Source organism: Luteimonas soli (assembly GCF_042648865.1).
In the GTDB taxonomy this organism is placed as follows: Bacteria; Pseudomonadota; Gammaproteobacteria; order Xanthomonadales; family Xanthomonadaceae; genus Luteimonas; species Luteimonas soli.
Window position 1 is genome coordinate 127,485 of record NZ_JBHRYA010000009.1, and the last position, 15,851, is coordinate 143,335.

The 15,851-nt window shown below is 70.3% G+C and carries 13 protein-coding genes; 3 read left to right on the plus strand and 10 right to left on the minus strand.

Translation table 11 applies throughout. The features are described from left to right. Nucleotides 1–94 precede the first annotated feature (94 nt). A complete protein-coding gene (gene tilS, locus ACFONC_RS13395; protein ID WP_386745158.1) occupies nucleotides 95–1,366 on the minus strand; it encodes a tRNA lysidine(34) synthetase TilS in 1,272 nt (423 codons plus the stop codon). Between the two features lie 151 nt (nucleotides 1,367–1,517). Between tilS and ACFONC_RS13400 the strand changes: the two genes are divergently transcribed. Then, on the plus strand, nucleotides 1,518–2,579 hold the full coding sequence (locus tag ACFONC_RS13400; RefSeq protein ID WP_386744881.1) for an NADH:flavin oxidoreductase/NADH oxidase: 1,062 nt from the start codon (nucleotides 1,518–1,520) through the stop codon (nucleotides 2,577–2,579). A gap of 186 nt (nucleotides 2,580–2,765) precedes the next feature. Here ACFONC_RS13400 and ACFONC_RS13405 read toward each other — a convergent pair whose 3' ends face one another. The 4 genes from ACFONC_RS13405 to ACFONC_RS13420 form a co-directional block, all read right to left on the minus strand. Continuing rightward, a complete protein-coding gene (locus tag ACFONC_RS13405) occupies nucleotides 2,766–3,725 on the minus strand; it encodes an acetyl-CoA carboxylase carboxyltransferase subunit alpha (protein WP_386744883.1) in 960 nt (319 codons plus the stop codon). A 161-nt stretch (nucleotides 3,726–3,886) separates the two neighbouring features. Beyond that, a complete protein-coding gene (gene dnaE, locus ACFONC_RS13410) occupies nucleotides 3,887–7,474 on the minus strand; it encodes a DNA polymerase III subunit alpha (protein WP_386744885.1) in 3,588 nt (1,195 codons plus the stop codon). 318 nt (nucleotides 7,475–7,792) lie between these two features. Then, entirely contained in the window at nucleotides 7,793–8,029 is a 237-nt protein-coding gene (locus ACFONC_RS13415) for a hypothetical protein (protein WP_386744887.1), read from the minus strand. Between the two features lie 33 nt (nucleotides 8,030–8,062). Further along, nucleotides 8,063–8,707 (minus strand): hypothetical protein, encoded by a 645-nt coding sequence (locus ACFONC_RS13420; protein WP_386744889.1) that lies wholly within the window; start codon nucleotides 8,705–8,707, stop codon nucleotides 8,063–8,065. A 137-nt stretch (nucleotides 8,708–8,844) separates the two neighbouring features. On the opposite strand from ACFONC_RS13420, the gene ACFONC_RS13425 reads away from it, so the two are divergent. After that, a complete protein-coding gene (locus ACFONC_RS13425) occupies nucleotides 8,845–11,136 on the plus strand; it encodes a tetratricopeptide repeat protein (RefSeq protein WP_386744891.1) in 2,292 nt (763 codons plus the stop codon). A gap of 46 nt (nucleotides 11,137–11,182) precedes the next feature. Continuing rightward, a complete protein-coding gene (locus ACFONC_RS13430) occupies nucleotides 11,183–11,596 on the plus strand; it encodes a hypothetical protein (protein ID WP_386744892.1) in 414 nt (137 codons plus the stop codon). Here the strand turns inward: ACFONC_RS13430 and ACFONC_RS13435 are convergent. The 5 genes from ACFONC_RS13435 to lpxD are packed head-to-tail and all read right to left on the minus strand — an operon-like array spanning nucleotide 11,583 to nucleotide 15,836. Then, complete coding sequence (locus ACFONC_RS13435) at nucleotides 11,583–12,242, minus strand: ribonuclease HII (RefSeq protein ID WP_386744894.1); 660 nt, start codon at nucleotides 12,240–12,242, stop codon at nucleotides 11,583–11,585. The genes ACFONC_RS13430 and ACFONC_RS13435 overlap by 14 nt on opposite strands. Nucleotides 12,243–12,274: 32 nt before the next feature. After that, nucleotides 12,275–13,552, minus strand: a complete 1,278-nt coding sequence (gene lpxB / locus ACFONC_RS13440) for a lipid-A-disaccharide synthase (RefSeq protein ID WP_386745160.1) — start codon at nucleotides 13,550–13,552, stop codon at nucleotides 12,275–12,277. Nucleotides 13,553–13,559: 7 nt separating this feature from the next. Further along, complete coding sequence (gene lpxA, locus ACFONC_RS13445) at nucleotides 13,560–14,345, minus strand: acyl-ACP--UDP-N-acetylglucosamine O-acyltransferase (RefSeq protein ID WP_386744896.1); 786 nt, start codon at nucleotides 14,343–14,345, stop codon at nucleotides 13,560–13,562. 1 nt (nucleotide 14,346) lies between these two features. Next, nucleotides 14,347–14,802 (minus strand): 3-hydroxyacyl-ACP dehydratase FabZ, encoded by a 456-nt coding sequence (gene fabZ, locus ACFONC_RS13450; RefSeq protein ID WP_386744898.1) that lies wholly within the window; start codon nucleotides 14,800–14,802, stop codon nucleotides 14,347–14,349. Then, a complete protein-coding gene (gene lpxD / locus ACFONC_RS13455; protein WP_386744900.1) occupies nucleotides 14,802–15,836 on the minus strand; it encodes a UDP-3-O-(3-hydroxymyristoyl)glucosamine N-acyltransferase in 1,035 nt (344 codons plus the stop codon). The genes fabZ and lpxD overlap by 1 nt, the downstream gene beginning before the upstream one ends. Nucleotides 15,837–15,851: the final 15 nt, after the last annotated feature.

Consider the following 15,851-nt stretch of genomic DNA (forward strand, 5'->3'; position numbering starts at 1 on the left):
AGGGAAGTTTACGTCAAGGTTGGTGGCGGGTCATGGCGGCCATGTGCCGGAACGGGGAGCGATTCACGCGGGGCGTCGGGGGCGTAGCCCCCACCTACGGTAGCCAGCGCAGTCGGGCGCGGTGCGCGCGCAGCCAGGCATCGAGGCTTGCCGACACGGCGAGGTCGCCGGCGGCCTGTACTTCGCCGTCGGCGTCGGACAGCAGCGGCAGGCGTTCGCGCTGCCATGGCGGGACGCCGAGATCCTGCAGCACGTGCTTGAGCGCGTGCGAGTGGCCGCGGCCGGGCAGGTGGATGCGTTCGCCGCCCTGGCGCGCGTGTGCGCGCAGCGGTGCGTCGAAGGCAGCGGCGCCATCGAGCCGAAGTTCGCCGCCGGTCGGCAGTGCGAGCGGTTCCCGGCCATCCCAGTGCACCGACCAGTCCGGTGCGAGGGGCTTGCGGCACATGCCCGCGTGCAGCAGGTCGCGCCAGCGGCGCACGCGCGCGCCGTGCCATTCGAATGCGGCATCGGTGTCGGTTCCGGCGGCCAGCAGGTCCGCCTCGATCCGTGCGATCCCCTGCGCCGGCAGGGACGGCAGGCCGAGCGTTTCGATCCAGCGCCGCAGCACGCGCGCACGGCGCGCGCGTGGCAGCGTATCGAGCGCGGTGGTCGACAGTACCTGCGGGTCGGCCGTGCGTGCCGTCACGAGGGCAGCGTCGTCGCCTTCGAGCAGCAGTTCGCGCGACTCGGACGCGAGCGCTGCGCTGCGTGCGAGCGCGGCATCGGCTTCCGGCCAGCGTTCGCGCAGCAGTGGCAGGATGCGGTGGCGCAGGAAGTTGCGATCGTGCGCGGTGTCGTCGTTGCTCGGGTCGTCGATCCAGCGCAGGCCGTGGGCATGCGCATGCGCCAGCAGCCGAGCGCGCGGCAGGCCGAGCAGCGGCCGCCACAGCCAGCCCTTTGCGAAGCGCTGCCATGGCTGCATCGCCGCCAGGCCGTCCGGGCCGGAGGCGCGCAGCGCGCGCAGGAGGAAGGTTTCGGCCTGGTCGTCACGGTGGTGGGCGAGGGCCAGCGCCTCGCCCTCGCGCAATGCATCGGCGAAGGCCGCGCGACGCGCATTGCGGGCGGCGGCTTCCAGGCCGTTGCCGGCGTCGCGCGCGACGTCGACGCGCACCACCCGGAGCGGGACGTCCAGCGCTTCGCAAACGACGCGGCAGTGCGCCGCCCAGTCGTCCGCGGCCGGTTGCAGGCCGTGGTGCACGTGGATCGCGCGCAGCCCGGCGTCGCGGACGTGCGGTTGCGTCGCGAGCAGGTGCAGCAGGACGACCGAATCCAGCCCGCCGCTGAGGCCGACCAGCACCGCCCGCGCGTGGCCTTCGATGCCTGGCATCGCGATGAAGCCGGGGGGCAGCAGGGCGTCGCTCATGCGGCGATGGTGCCACGTCGCCGCGACGCAGTGATCCGCAGGCAGGCACGGCGACCGGGAGGTAGTTCGCTAGAGTAGCCGGGCCTCTCCTCCATCCTTCGAGCGTCCCCCGACCATGCACCGACTCTTCCAGCCCCTGCAGCAACGCAGTCTCGCGCTGCGCAACCGCATCGCGGTTTCCCCGATGTGCCAGTACTCGTCGATCGAAGGCATGCCGGACGACTGGCACCTGGTGCACCTGGGCAGCCGCGCGGTCGGCGGTGCGGCGGTGGTGTTCACCGAGGCCAGCGCGGTGTCGCCGGAAGGGCGGATTTCGCCGCAGGATGCGGGCCTCTGGAACGATGCACAGGCACAGGCGTGGTCGCGCATCGTGCACTTCATCGACGGACAGGGCGCGGTGCCGGCGATGCAGCTCGCGCACGCCGGACGCAAGGCCAGCACGTTCGCGCCCTGGCGCGGGACGGGCGAGGTGCCGCTGGGCGAGGGCGGCTGGCAGACGGTCGCACCGTCGGCGCTGCGCTTCGACGCGGGCTATCCGCTGCCGGTCGCGCTGGATGCGGACGGCATCGCCGGGGTCGTGGCCGATTACCGCGCCGCCGCGGTGCGCGCGCACGAGGCGGGGTTCCGGATCGTCGAAATCCATGCCGCGCACGGCTACCTGCTGCACGAGTTCCTGTCGCCGCTGTCGAACCGGCGCGAAGACGCCTACGGCGGCGGTTTCGACGGACGCACGCGCCTGCTGCGTGAAACGATCGCGGCCGTGCGCGAGGTCTGGCCGGAATCGCTGCCGCTGTGGCTGCGCATCTCCGCGACCGACTGGGTGGACGGCGGCTGGGACGTCGAGCAGAGCGTCGAAGTGTCGCGCATCGCGGCGTCGCTCGGCGTGGACCTGGTCGACGTGTCCAGCGGCGGGCTCGACCCGCGGCAGGAGATTTCCGTCGGACCGGGCTACCAGGTGCCCTTCGCCGCGCGCATCCGCCGCGAGGCGGGCGTGGCCACGGGCGCGGTGGGGTTGATCACCGAACCCGCGCAGGCCGAATCGATCGTCGCGCAGGGCGACGCGGACATGGTGCTGCTGGCACGCGAGTTTCTGCGCGACCCGTACTTCCCGCGCCGCGCGGCGCGGGCGCTGGGCGTCGAACCGCAACCACCGGAGCAATACTTGCGCGCTTGGTGATGTTTGCGCGTTCGCTCCGCGGCAGAGCGGCTTCAGGCGCAAGCTTTTGAGGGCGGTAGGAAAAGCAAATCCCCCATACCCCCTTTTCCAAAGGGGGCAAAGGCGAAAAGCTTTTCCCGAATCCCGAATCCCGAATCCCGAATCCCGAATCCCGAATCCCGAATCCCGAATCCCGAATCCCGAGCCTCAAGCCGCCTCGTACGCCCCGTACCCGCGCAGGCGGCGGTAGCGCTTCTCCAGCAGTTCGTCCATCGGCAGCGCTTCGAGCGCGTCGAGTTCGTTGAGCAGCACCGCCTTCAGGCGCGTGGCGGTCTGCTTCGGGTTGCGGTGGGCGCCGCCGATCGGCTCGCGCACCAGCTTGTCGATCAGGCCCAGCTCCAGCAGGCGCTTCGCGGTGAGGCCGAGCTGTTCGGCGGCGTCTCGTGCTTTTGCTGCGTCCTTCCACAGGATCGAGGCACAGCCTTCGGGCGAGATCACCGAGTAGGTGCTGTATTCGAGCATCACCGTGCGGTCGCCCACGCCGATCGCCAGCGCGCCGCCGGAGCCGCCTTCGCCGATCACCGTGCAGACGATCGGGATCTTCAGCTCCGACATCTCCAGCAGGTTGCGCGCGATCGCCTCGGACTGGCCGCGCTCCTCGGCGCCGATGCCGGGGTACGCGCCGGGCGTGTCGATGAAAGTCAGCAGCGGCAGCTTGAAGCGCTCGGCCATCTTCATCAGCCGCAGCGCCTTGCGGTAGCCCTCCGGGCGCGGCATGCCGAAGTTGCGGCGCACCTTGGCCTTGGTGTCGCGGCCCTTCTGGTGGCCGAGGATCATCACGCTGCGGCCGTTGATGCGGCCCAGGCCGCCGACGATGGCGGCGTCGTCGGAATAGGCGCGGTCGCCGGCCAGCTCCTGGAACTCGTCGCAGATCACCCGGATGTAGTCATTGGTGTACGGCCGCGCCGGGTGGCGGGCCAGCTGCGACACCTGCCACGGCGACAGGTCGCGGAAGATCTGCGCGGTGCGCAGGCGCAGCTTGTCCTGCAGCCCGTGCAGCTCGGCGTCGATGTTGACCGCCGGGCCGTGGCTTGCCTGGCGCAGGTCCTGGATCTTCGCCTCGAGGTCGGCGATGGGCTGTTCGAAGTCGAGGTAGTTCGGGTTCATCGACGGGCCGGGACGCGGAAAGGCAACAGTCTAGCGGATGGTCGTTGTTGGGGCTGTGGGAGCGGCTTCAGCCGCGAGCTTTTGGGACCACGGCAGGAGCAAATCCCCCATACCCCCTTTCCCAAAGGGGGCAAAGGCAGGGGCTGACACACCCCACGGGCCTAGTTTGCCCAGGGCCGGCTGCCCATCGCCAGCTTCACCGCGCGGACGCCCGGCTGTGCGCGCAGGCTGCCGATCAGGTCGGCGTCGGCGCGCACCGAGTGGCCGCCGTTGAGATCGAGCGTGCCGGCGGCGCCGTCGGGCAGCAGCAGGTCGTAGCGCAGCGGGGTGCCGCCGGGACGGTGCTGGGCGAGCAGCGCTTCGATGCGGTCGAGCACGCCGGCCACGCGCAGGTCCAGGCGCAGGTTGAGGCGCTTCGCGCTCTGCGGGCAGACCTGGTGGAAATCCCAGCAACGCCGCGCGCGCAGCGAGAAACCGCCGCTGAATTCGTCCTCGCGCAGCCCGCCCTCGACGATCAGGATGCGGTCGCGTGTGAGCAGCTGCGCGTACTCGAAATACGCCTCGGCGAAGAACGCGCACTCAATGCGGCCGCGGCCGTCTTCCAGTGGCACGAACGCCTGCGACTCGCCGCGCTTGCGGATGCCGCCCACCTGGCCGGCGATGATCACGGTGGTTTCCGGCCGCCAGCTGCGGCCTTCCTTCTGCGGGCCGTTGTTCTGGCCGGCGGCCCACAGCGCGTCGAGCTGGCCGAGGTCGCTGCCGACCAGCGCGGCCAGTTCGTCGCGGTAGGGGTCGAGCGGGTGGCCGCTCAGGTAGTGGCCGAGCGTGTCGCGCTCGCCGGCAAGCTTCTGCGCCAGCGGCCATTCGGCGGCTTCCGGCAATTCGATGCGCGCGGGCGAGGCGGGCTCGGCGAAGCCGCCGAACAGCGACTCCTGCCCGGCCTCTCGTTCGCGCACCATCTGCTCGGTGGCCTTGAGTACCTCGGGCAGCTGCAGCATCAGCGTGGCGCGGTTGCTGCCGAGCGCATCGAGCGCGCCGGCGTTGACCAGCGCTTCCAGCGTGCGCCGGTTCAACTTCGACGATTCGATGCGGCGGCAGAAATCGAGCAGGTCGTCGAACGCGCCGTTGCGGTAGCGTTCGTCGGCGATCGCCTCGCAGGCGCCGCGGCCCACGCCCTTCACCGCGCCCAGGCCATAGCGGATCGTCGCCTCATCGATTGCCTCGAACATGAAGTTCGACGCGTTCACGTCGGGCGGCAGCACGGTCAGGCCGAGCGCGCGCGCCTCGTCGAGGAACATCACCACCTTGTCGGTGCTGTCCATGTCCGACGACAGCACTGCGGCCATGAACGGCGCCGGGTAGTGCACCTTCAGCCACGCGGTCTGGTAGGCGACCAGCGAATAGGCGGCGGCGTGCGACTTGTTGAAGCCGTAGCCGGCGAACTTCTCCAGCAGGTCGAAGACCGGCCCGGACACGCGCGGCTCGATGCCGTGGTGCTCGAGCGCGCCGGCCTCGAACTTGGCGCGCTCCTTGGCCATCTCCTCGACCTTCTTCTTGCCCATCGCGCGACGCAGCAGGTCGGCGCCGCCGAGCGAGTAGCCGGCCAGGATCTGCGCGGTCTGCATCACCTGTTCCTGGTACACCACCACGCCGTAGGTCGGCGCCAGCACCGACTCCAGCAGCGGGTGCGGGTACTCCACTTGCGCGCGCCCGTGCTTGCGCTCGATGAAGTCCGGGATCAGGTCCATCGGTCCCGGACGGAACAGCGAGTTCAAGGCGATCAGGTCCTCGAACCGGTCCGGCTGCGCGCGCTTGAGCAACTCGCGCATGCCGCGCGATTCGAACTGGAAGACCGCGACGGTTTCGCCACGCGCGAACAGTTCGTACGTCTTCGCGTCGTCGAGCGGGATGGTCGAAATATCAAGGGGCTGGGATCTGGGGGCTGGGGGCTGGCTTTTGTCTTTGGCTGTCCCCAGCCCCCAATCCCCAGCCCCCAGCCCCTTGTTGATCGCCTTCACCGCCCAATCGATGATCGTCAGCGTCCGCAGCCCGAGGAAGTCGAACTTCACCAGGCCCACCGCCTCGACGTCGTCCTTGTCGAACTGCGTGACCGGGTTGCGGCCATGTCCGTCGCCGTCGTGTTCGGCGAACAGCGGGCAGAAATCCGACAGCGGCGTCGGTGCGATCACGACGCCGCCGGCGTGCTTGCCGGCGTTGCGGGTGAGATCCTCGAGCTGCAGGGCGAGGTCGAGCAGGTCGCGGACGTCGTCCTCGTCGTTGTAGCGCGCGATCAGTTCGTCCGAGCGCCAGTTCTCGTCGCTGCGTGATTTTTCGGTGCGGCCGAGCGCGTCGTCGAGCGAAATGCCCAGCGTCATCGGCACCAGCTTGGCGATGCCGTCGACGAAGCCGTACGGGAAGCCCAGCACGCGGCCGGTGTCGCGCACCACGGCCTTCGCCGCCATCGTGCCGTAGGTGATGATCTGGCTGACGCGGTCGCGGCCGTATTTCGCGGCGACGTAGTCGATCACCTCGTCGCGGCGATCCATGCAGAAGTCGATGTCGAAGTCGGGCATCGACACGCGTTCGGGGTTGAGGAAGCGCTCGAACAGCAGGTCGTAGGGCAGGGGGTCGAGGTCGGTGATGCCCAGCGCCCAGGCGACCAGGGAGCCGGCGCCGGAGCCGCGGCCGGGGCCGACCGGGATGCCATGGTCCTTGGCCCAGTTGATGAAGTCCGCGACGATCAGGAAGTAGCCGGGGAACCCCATCTTGATGATGACGCCGAGCTCGGTTTCCAGGCGCGCGGCGTAGCTGTCGCGGTCGTGGCCTTCGGCCAGGGGCTGCGTTTCCAGGCGCCTGGCCAGGCCGTCACGCGCCTCGCTGCGGATCCATGAATCGAGCGTGTGGTCCGACGGCACCGGGAACGCCGGCAGGTAGTACGTGCCCAGCCGCAGCTCGAGGTTGCAGCGCTGCGCCAACGCCAGCGCGTTGTCGATCGCATCGGGGACGTCGTCGAACAGCGCCACCATTTCGTCGCTGGACTTCAGGTATTGCTGCCTGCCGTAGTCATGCGGCCGGCGCGGGTCGTCGAGCACGCGCCCGGAGGCGATGCACACGCGCGCCTCGTGCGCGTCGAAGCCCTCGGGCGCGAGGAAGCGCACGTCGTTGCTGGCCACCACCGGGATGCCGAGCTTTCCAGAGGCGTGCAGGGCGAAGTCGTTGAACGCCTGCTCGCCGTCGAGGCCGCAGCGGGTCAGCTCCAGGTGCAGGCGGTCGCCGAAGTGTCGCTGCAGGTCGGCCAGGGCCTGTTCGGCAAGGTCGTGGCGGCCGCTGCCGGCCAGCTGCCCGACCTGCGCGTGGCGGCCTGCGAGTGCGAACAGGCCACCGTTGTTCGCCGCCAGCCACTGCGGGCGCAGGACGACGCCATCATGGCGCTGGCCTTCCATCCATGCCTGCGTGAGCAGCCGCGACAGGGTCAGGTAGCCGGCGTGGTCGCGGCACAGCAGGGTCAGCCGGGTCGGGGCTTCGTCGCCTTCGGCGACGAATACGTCGGCGCCGGCGATCGGCTTGATGCCCTTCGCCTCGGCCGCGCGGTAGAACTTGACCAGTGCGAACAGGTTGTTGCGATCGGTGATTGCCACCGCCGGCTGCCCGAGTTCCACGCAACGCGCGACGAGTTCCGGGATCCGGATCGTCGAGTCGGAGAGCGAGTACTCGCTGTGCAGGTGCAGGTGGGCGAAGCGGGCTGGCATGACTCAGGGGCGCGTCCTGCACGGGCCGCCCGGGCGGATCGCGGGCCGGGCGGTCCGGGACCGATGGGATTGCGCCATGGAGGACATCGAGGAGAAAAAACGGATGCCTGCAGGTTAGGCCGGGGGGCCGGCACGGACAAGGACTTGACAGGGTTGCGACATGGGATCGTGCCTGCCGCGCGTCCCGTCTCCGGGAGTGACGACCCACCGGAGCCCGCACGGTCGACTTGGTCGCCCACCCCTGTGGACAGGTGAAGAGCCAAAAACAAGGGCCGCCACGTGGACGGCCCGGAAGGGATGACGCCGGATCGAGGCGGCTCAGGTGCGCGCCGGGCATCCGGGTGCGACGCCGTCCGCGGACGGCCCCGGGCGTGGCGCCCGGGACCGGGGGAAGTTGTCGCGGATGCCGGCGGCGACGGCACCGTCGAACGCCGCCGGCATGCATCCGGGCCATGGGGAAGTGGTCGCCCGCGCCGTGCGCGCGTCGATGATGAAGGCGCAGACGACCACCACGGTGAGCAGGATGTTGCGGACCTGCGTGCGTGCGATGTTCATGGCTGTGTCCTCGCTGGAGCCGGCCACGCGGCGTCAGCATACGCGGAAGTGGCGGGGCGCCGGTGCCGGCAGGTAGCTGCGCTGGCCGGCCGCCCGGCAGTGCTCGGTCCATGCCGATTCGGCACGCCGCGCCTGCTCCCAGTCGGCACGTCCGAACGTGAACTGCGAGACCTCGCAATCGCGCAGTTCGGCCTCGATCCGGCGGATCCGGCAGTAGTCGAGGTAGCAGGCCACCTCGTCGGCCAGCCGTGGCCATGCGGCGTCGATGACGATGGCGTCGTCCAGGCGCCCGACCCGGGGCAGGTCGTCCGGGATCAGGTCGCGGCGGCTGCGTACGTAGTCCATCACCAGCCCGGCGGGGGCAGCGGCGTCGTTGGCCGGCTCCCAGCCCGGATCATCGATCATCAGGCCGATCGAGGTGGCGCGCTTGAGCTGTTGCTCGATGCAGCCCGGGGCGCGACCGTCGGCCTTGGGCCAGGGCAGTTCGCGGGCGGCCGTGGCGATCTGGTCCAGGTCCAGCGGCGCGTGCTGGAAGCGGGCCAGAAGCTGGTTGAAACGCTTGACCGCGCCTGCGTCCAGCGGGAAGTCGTCGACCAGGTGCCGGCGTGACGGATGCGGGATGGACTGCGGGAACAGGGCGTTGGGGAGGGCGTTGAAGTTGGAAACCTGGGCATTCATGGCGTGATCCTCGATGTGGCGCCACGGGCTTGCGGCGCATGTCCAGATTCCGCCTGGATCCGGTTTGGGTCATGATGGGCATGCAAGGTTTGTGTGAGCGAACGCGGATGTTTCCGTGATTGCGTGAGGAGCTGGCGATGAAGCTGGCAGCACCGGACCGGGAGGGAGGCACGGGGCACTATCGCTTCGGCGATATCGTGGTCGATGCGCCGGCGCATACCCTCGTTCGCGCTGGTGCGCTGCAACAAATCGAACCCAAGACCTTCGCCGTGCTGCTGGCGCTGTTGCGGCGCCCGGGCGAACTGCTCGAGCGCGACGAACTGCTTGACCTGGTCTGGGGCCACCGCCACGTCACCCCCGGCGTGCTCACCCGCGCCATCGCGCAGCTGCGCCACGCGCTGGACGACGACTCCCACCATCCGCGCTACATCCAGACCCAGCACGCAATGGGATATCGCTTCATCGGCGTGCTGGAAACCGGCGACGATCCGGCGGATGTTGCCGCCGAGCCGGCCACTGGCCGCGAAGCCCGGCCACTGCCGGCATCCCCCGCGCCGGGCCCGGCGCAGGCGCGCGACCTGGAACAGGAAGCGCAGCCGGCACAGGCGCTCGAACACGAGCCCGCAGGTGCGCTCGACGCCATGCCCGAAGAAGGCGCGCTTGCCGCAGCGCCGGGCGACGAATCCGCGCCCGCTGCCGGCCCGTCGCCTTCCGCATCGCCGCGCCGACGCCGGCGCACCCGGGCGTGGCTGGCGATGGCAGTCGTCCTCGTACTGGCGCTGGCTGCAGCGTGGTGGCTGCAGGGCCGCGCGCCGGCCATCCCGCGTCCCGCAGAGGCATCGATCGCCGTGCTGCCGTTCACCACGCTCAGCAACAACCACGGCGACCGCTATTTCGCCGAAGGGCTGGCGGTGGAGATGCACGCCGCGCTTGCCGGCGTGCCGGGCATCAAGGTGGCCGCGCGTGCCGCGCCGGGCGCCATCGCCGGCGACGAAGCGCCCGACGTCAGGGCGCTGGGCAGGAAGCTCGGCGTGGCGACCGTGCTCGACGCCAGCATCCGCCGCGAGGGCAAGCGCGTGCGCGTCAACGCGCGCCTGTCCGACACGCATACCGGCTATACCCTGTGGACGCACAGCTACGACCGCGAGCTGTCGGACGTGTTCGACGTGCAGAGCGAGATCGCCGACGAGGTGGTGCGCGCGCTGCTGGGCGTCATCCCCGGGCAATCCGGCACGCTTGCCAGGCGACTGGCACCGACCCGCAACATCGCTGCCTACGACGCCTATCTCAAGGGGCTGGACCGCCTGCAGGCGCGCGGGGAAGCAGACCACCTGGCCAGTGCGGTCGGCTACTTCAACCAGGCGCTCAGCGCCGATTCCGGGTTCGCGCGGGCCCAGGCCGGCATCTGTCGCGCGGAAATCGGGAACTTCGAGTCCGCGCGCGAAGCCGACGCCTATGCCCGCGCCCTCGAAGCCTGCCAGCGCGCGGCGCAGATGGATCCCGGGTTGCACGAACTCAGCCTCGCCTTCGGCGACCTGTACCGCGTGCGCGGCGAGTCGGCCAAGGCGATCGAGCAGTACACCCGTGCGCTCGAGGACCCCGCATTCGCCGCCGACGCCAACATCGGCATCGCCAATGTCCACGGCGCGAATGGCCGCACCGAACTGGCGCTGGAATACCTGCACCGCGCGCTGTCGCTGCGGCCCGGCGACGGCGAGACCTGGCGCGGGATCGGCTACCTGCAGTACGCCGACGGCAACATCGATGGTGCGATCGAGGCCTATCGCAAGGCGACGCAGCTGCAGCCCCGGGAGGTCAAGGCCTGGAGCGGGCTGGGCGGCATGTACCTGGCCGCGGGCCGCAAGGACGAGGCCGTCGAGGCCTTCCGGCATGCGTTGCTGATCGCACCGAGCTATGGCGTGCTGAGCAACCTGGGCACCATCCAGTACGAAGCGGGCCACTACGCCGAGGCCGCGCGGATGTATCGACAGGCGGCGGACCTGAGGCCCGAGGACTACCGCGGCTGGGGCAACCTCGGCGACGCGTTGGTGGCCCAGGGCGGGAATGACGACGAGGCGCAGGCGATGTATCGCCGCGCGGTCGAGTTGGCGCAGCCCTACGTCGACATCAAGTCGGACGACGCCCAGGCGCTCGCCTCGTCCGCCTGGTACCTGGCCAATCTCGGCCAGGCCGACGCGGCGCGCGAACTGCTCATGCGCGCCGAGGCGCTGGGCACCGAACGCGGCGAAGTATCGCTGTGGGCGGCGCAGGCACTGGCCAGGCTGGGCGATATCGACCAGGCGCGCCGGCGGCTGGACACGGCCCGGAAGGAGGGCGTCGATCCCGGCCGCATCCGCGCCTCGCCCATCCTGCGCGGGCTGGCGGATACACCGCTGGCCGCCGGGCGGGCCGAAGCGCGTAGGCACTAGGGCGAGAACAACCGGCGCCCCTGCGCCGGATCCCCCGGAGGTCGCCATGCGCCAGGTTCCGCTGCTGCCCGCCCTGTTCCTCGGCCTGTCCCTGCCCGTGCTGCTGTCCGCCTGTGCTACCTGCCCGGACTACATCGAGGTGGCTTACGCCGCGGACGGGACGCCGGTGGTCGCCCCGGATTCGTGCAAGGTCAAGGTCGGCGCCACCGTCACCTGGCGCGGCCCGGCGTCCGACCAGACACCGTTCACGCTCAGGTTCGACGGCGATCCCGGCTCGGTGGAAAAGGGGACGCCGCCCCGCGATCGCCGCAGCATGATTTCGACGTCGTCGCTTGAAGTCGAGTCGGAACCGGGGCTGCACCAGGAAGTCGCGATCACCGCGGAAAACACGGGCGACTACAAATACGACGTGGAAGCCAACGGCCACGTCCTCGACCCGCACATCATCATCGAGAAATAAGCGCGGGCTCCGCTTCGGGCATTGCCAGCGCCTCGCGCACCGGGGCGAAGCTGCGCCGGTGCTGCGGGCACGGGCCGTGCGCGCGCAGCGACGCCAGGTGCGCGGGCGTCGAATAACCCTTGTGCAGGTCGAAGCCGTACTGCGGCCAGGCGTCGTGCAGCTCGCGCATGAAGCGGTCGCGCGCGACCTTGGCGAGGATCGAGGCGGCCATGATCGAGCGGTCGCGCGCGTCGCCGCCGACCCATGCTTCGGCAGGGCATGGCAGCGGCCGCGGCAGGTGGTTGCCGTCGATGCGGGCGAGACAACCGCCGCCTTCGAGCGCCGGCAGCACGCCCTCCAATGCGCGACGCATGCCGAGCATCGTGGCCTGGAAGATATTGACGCGGTCGATCTCTTCGACTTCGACGAACACGACCTTCCACGCCAGCGCGCGCTCGACGATGCGGGCGTACAGTGCTTCGCGGCGCGCTGCGGTGAGCTGCTTGGAGTCGTCCAGGCCGTTGACCGGCGTGCGCCCGGGCGCGAACACCACCGCCGCCACGACGACCGGCCCGGCGAGCGGGCCGCGGCCGGCCTCGTCGATGCCGGCGACGAAGGGCGGGGCATCGGGAACGGGGAGAGGCAACTCGGCGGGCATCGCGGGCATGGCGTGATTATGCCGCGGCCGCGGCAACGCTTTCAGCCGCGAGGGACGTCCCCGACGAGTTCCGCAACCGCGTCCGCGGCGCGGGATGACGCATCCTGGCGGAGCTCCTCGTGGATCTCTAGATAACGCGCTTGCAGCGATGCCACCGAGCCGGGATTGCGGAACCAGCCCAGCACCGCTTCGGCGAGCTTCCCGGGCGTGCAGTCGTGCTGCATCAGCTCCGGCGCCAGGTCTGCGCCGGCGAGCACGTTCGGCAGTGCGTAGCGGTCGACCTTCAACATGCCCATGCCTTTGACGATCGCGTGTGTGAGCGGTGCGATGCGGTAGCCGACCACCATCGGCCGCTTCGCCAGCATCGCTTCGAGCGTCGCGGTGCCGGAGGCGAGCAGGACCACGTCGGCGGCGACCATCGCGGTTCGGGCCTGCCCGTCGAGGAGCAGGGGCCGGGGATCGAGTGCCGGGAATCCGGAAAGCAATGCTTCGAGCGCCTGCCGGCACGCCGCGTTGGCGGCGGGGATGACGACTTGCAGGCCGGGGATTTCGCCCGCGACCTTCGCGGCGGCGGCGAGGAAAGGCGCACCCAGTCGTGAAATCTCGCCCAGTCGCGAGCCGGGCAGCAGCGCGAGCACGGGAGCGTCGGCATCGAGGCCGAGCTGCGCGCGTGCGGCGGCGCGGTCCGGTTCCAGCGGCATCGCGTCGGCCAGCGGATGGCCGACGAAGCGTGCGTCGACGTCGTGCCGCGCGTAGATCGCCGGCTCCATCGGGAACAGGCACAGCACCCGGTCGGCGCTCTGGCCGATCTTTTCCGCGCGCTTCTCCCGCCACGCCCACACCGACGGGCTGACGTAGTGCACCGTGCGCACGCCGCGCTGCTTGAGCCATTTCTCCACGCCCAGGTTGAAGTCCGGCGCGTCGATGCCGATGAAGGCATCCGGCTTCCAGTCCAGCACCCGCTGGCGGAAACGGCGGCGCAGCTTCAGCAGCCGCGGCAGGTGCGCGAGCACTTCGGCGAAGCCCATCACCGCCAGTTCCTGCGCGCCGTGCCAGGCCTCGAAGCCGGCCGTGCGCATCGCGTCGCCGCCAATGCCGGCGAACTGCGCATCCGGGAAGCGCGTGCGCAGCTGTTCGATCAAGCCCGCGCCGAGCAGGTCGCCGGAGGCTTCGCCGGCGCAAAGCGCGATGCGCTTTGGCGCGGGATTCGGGATTCGGGATGACCAGCCGTTCGGCTGTTGAAAACCGGGATTCGGCGAAGCGGCCGCGCGGGCGTCGTCAGCCTGCTTTTCCCGAATCCCGAATCCCGAATCCCGAATCACGGCCCTAACGCGCCAACGGCCGCTCGCCGCGCTCGATGAAGTCGAGGAAGTCGCGCACGTCGGCGCTGTCGCTGGCCATGCCGGCGAGCTTCTGCCTGGCGTCGGCCAGGCTGCCGTCGGCGACGTACACGGCGCGGTAGGCGCGCTTGATCGCGGCGATGCGGTCGCCGTCGAAGCCGCGGCGCTTGAGTCCCTCGCTGTTGATCCCGCGCGGGCGGCCGTAGTCGTCGGAGGCGACCAGCAGGTAGGGCGGCACGTCGCCATTGACCAGCGCGCCCATGCCGATGAAGGCGTGCGCGCCGATGCGGCAGAACTGGTGCACGCCGGCGAAGCCGCCCATGATCACCCAGTCGCCGATCTCCACGTGCCCGGCGAGGGTGGAATTGTTGGAGAACACGCAGTGGCTGCCGACCTGGCAGTCGTGGGCGACGTGGGTATAGGCCAGCAGCCAGTTGTCGTCGCCGATGCGGGTCGTGCCGCCGCCACCGCCGGTGCCGCGGTTGATGGTGACGAACTCGCGGATCACGTTGCCGTCGCCGATCTCCAGCGCGACGCGTTCGCCACCGTACTTCTTGTCCTGCGGGTCGCCGCCGATCGCGGCGTGGCCGTGGACGCGGTTGTCGCGGCCGATGCGGGTCGGGCCGTGGATACTGCAGTGCGGGCCGACGCGGGTACCGTCGCCGATCTCGACGTCCGCGCCGATGACGGTGAACGCGCCGACCTCCACGCCGCTGCCGAGCTGCGCCGACGGATCGACTACCGCGCTGGCGTGGATGGATGCCTGCGCCACGTCAGACCTTGACCTCGGCGCAGAGGATGTCGGCGCTGGCGACCTGCTGGCCGTCGACGCTGGCCGTGCCGCAGTACTGGGTCATGTTGCGGATCTCGCGCTTGATCGTGACCTCCAGGTCGAGGCGGTCGCCCGGCACCACCATGCGCGAGAACTTGGCGTTGTCGATCTTGACCAGGTACGACAGGCGGCCCGCCGCGCTGCGGCCGCTGGTGAGCTGGGTGAGGATGCCGCCGGCCTGGGCCAGCGCCTCGATCACCAGCACGCCCGGCATCACCGGCTTGTCCGGGAAGTGGCCCTGGAAGAACGCCTCGTTGGCGCTGACGTTCTTGTAGCCGAGCACGCGCTTGCCCGACTCGAACTCGATGACGCGGTCGATCAGCAGGAACGGGTAGCGGTGCGGCAACATGCGCCAGATTTCGGCGATGTCGATCGGCATGGTCACGGGTGCGGACATCAATCCTCCTTGTCGCGCGGCGTCTTCTCGCGGGCGTTGACCCGGCGCGCCAGTGTATCGAGTTGCCTGAAGCGCGCGGCGTTCCTGCGCCACTCGCGGTTGGGCATGAGCGGAATCCCGGAAGAATACTCCCCCGGTTCGCGGATCGAGTGGGTGACCAGGCTCATCGCGGTGATCATCACCCGGTCGCAGATCTCCAGGTGGCCGAGGATGCCCGCCGCGCCGCCGACCAGGCAATGGCTGCCGATGGTCGCGCTGCCGGCCACCGCCGCGCAGCCGGCCATCGCGGTGTGCGCGCCGATGCGCACGTTGTGGCCGATCTGGATCTGGTTGTCCAGGCGCACGTCCTCGCCGAGCACGGTGTCCTCGATCGCGCCGCGGTCGATGGTGGTGTTCGCGCCGATCTCGCAGTCGTCGCCGACCACCACGCCGCCCTGCTGCGGCACCTTGATCCAGCGCCCCGCGTCCATCGCCAGGCCGAAGCCGTCGGCGCCGAGCACGGCGCCGGGATGGATGAGTACGCGCTTGCCCAGGCGCACGCGGCGCACCAGGGTCACGCGCGCGACCAGTACGCTGCCTTCGCCGATTTCGCAGTCCTCGCCGATTACGCAGCCTGGGCCGACCACGACGCCGGCCGCGATGCGCGAGCGCGCGCCGATGCTGGCGAACGGGCCGACCTGCGCCTGCGGATCGATCCGCGCGGAAGGATCGACCACGGCGCTGGCATGGATGCCCGGCTGCAGCGGCGGCGGCGGGTCGAACAGCGCGGCCACCTTCGCGAACGCGACGTAGGGATCGGCGGCAACCAGTGCCGTGCCGGAATGGCCCTGCGCGTCATCGGCGCGCATGACCACGGCCGAAGCCGCCGATTCGGCCAGCTGGCTGCGGTAACGCGGGTTGGCCAGGAACGCGAGCTGGCCGGCGCCGGCGCGGGCCAGCGTCGCCACGGAGGAAATCACGGTATCGCCGTCGCCGCGAAGTTCGAGCCCGAAGCGCTTGGCGATCTCGGCGACGGAGTAGGAGGGCCCGGTCATTTGGGCTGCTGCCCC

What these genes read in the sequence shown, in the direction of transcription:
- tilS (WP_386745158.1), bottom strand. Translation starts at nt 1,366, where the DNA reads ATGCCAGGCATCGAAGGCCACGCGCGGGCGGTGCTGGTCGGCCTCAGC.
- ACFONC_RS13400 (WP_386744881.1), top strand. Translation starts at nt 1,518, where the DNA reads ATGCACCGACTCTTCCAGCCCCTGCAGCAACGCAGTCTCGCGCTGCGC.
- ACFONC_RS13405 (WP_386744883.1), bottom strand. Translation starts at nt 3,725, where the DNA reads ATGAACCCGAACTACCTCGACTTCGAACAGCCCATCGCCGACCTCGAG.
- dnaE (WP_386744885.1), bottom strand. Translation starts at nt 7,474, where the DNA reads ATGCCAGCCCGCTTCGCCCACCTGCACCTGCACAGCGAGTACTCGCTC.
- ACFONC_RS13415 (WP_386744887.1), bottom strand. Translation starts at nt 8,029, where the DNA reads ATGAACATCGCACGCACGCAGGTCCGCAACATCCTGCTCACCGTGGTG.
- ACFONC_RS13420 (WP_386744889.1), bottom strand. Translation starts at nt 8,707, where the DNA reads ATGAATGCCCAGGTTTCCAACTTCAACGCCCTCCCCAACGCCCTGTTC.
- ACFONC_RS13425 (WP_386744891.1), top strand. Translation starts at nt 8,845, where the DNA reads ATGAAGCTGGCAGCACCGGACCGGGAGGGAGGCACGGGGCACTATCGC.
- ACFONC_RS13430 (WP_386744892.1), top strand. Translation starts at nt 11,183, where the DNA reads ATGCGCCAGGTTCCGCTGCTGCCCGCCCTGTTCCTCGGCCTGTCCCTG.
- ACFONC_RS13435 (WP_386744894.1), bottom strand. Translation starts at nt 12,242, where the DNA reads ATGCCCGCGATGCCCGCCGAGTTGCCTCTCCCCGTTCCCGATGCCCCG.
- fabZ (WP_386744898.1), bottom strand. Translation starts at nt 14,802, where the DNA reads ATGTCCGCACCCGTGACCATGCCGATCGACATCGCCGAAATCTGGCGC.
- lpxD (WP_386744900.1), bottom strand. Translation starts at nt 15,836, where the DNA reads ATGACCGGGCCCTCCTACTCCGTCGCCGAGATCGCCAAGCGCTTCGGG.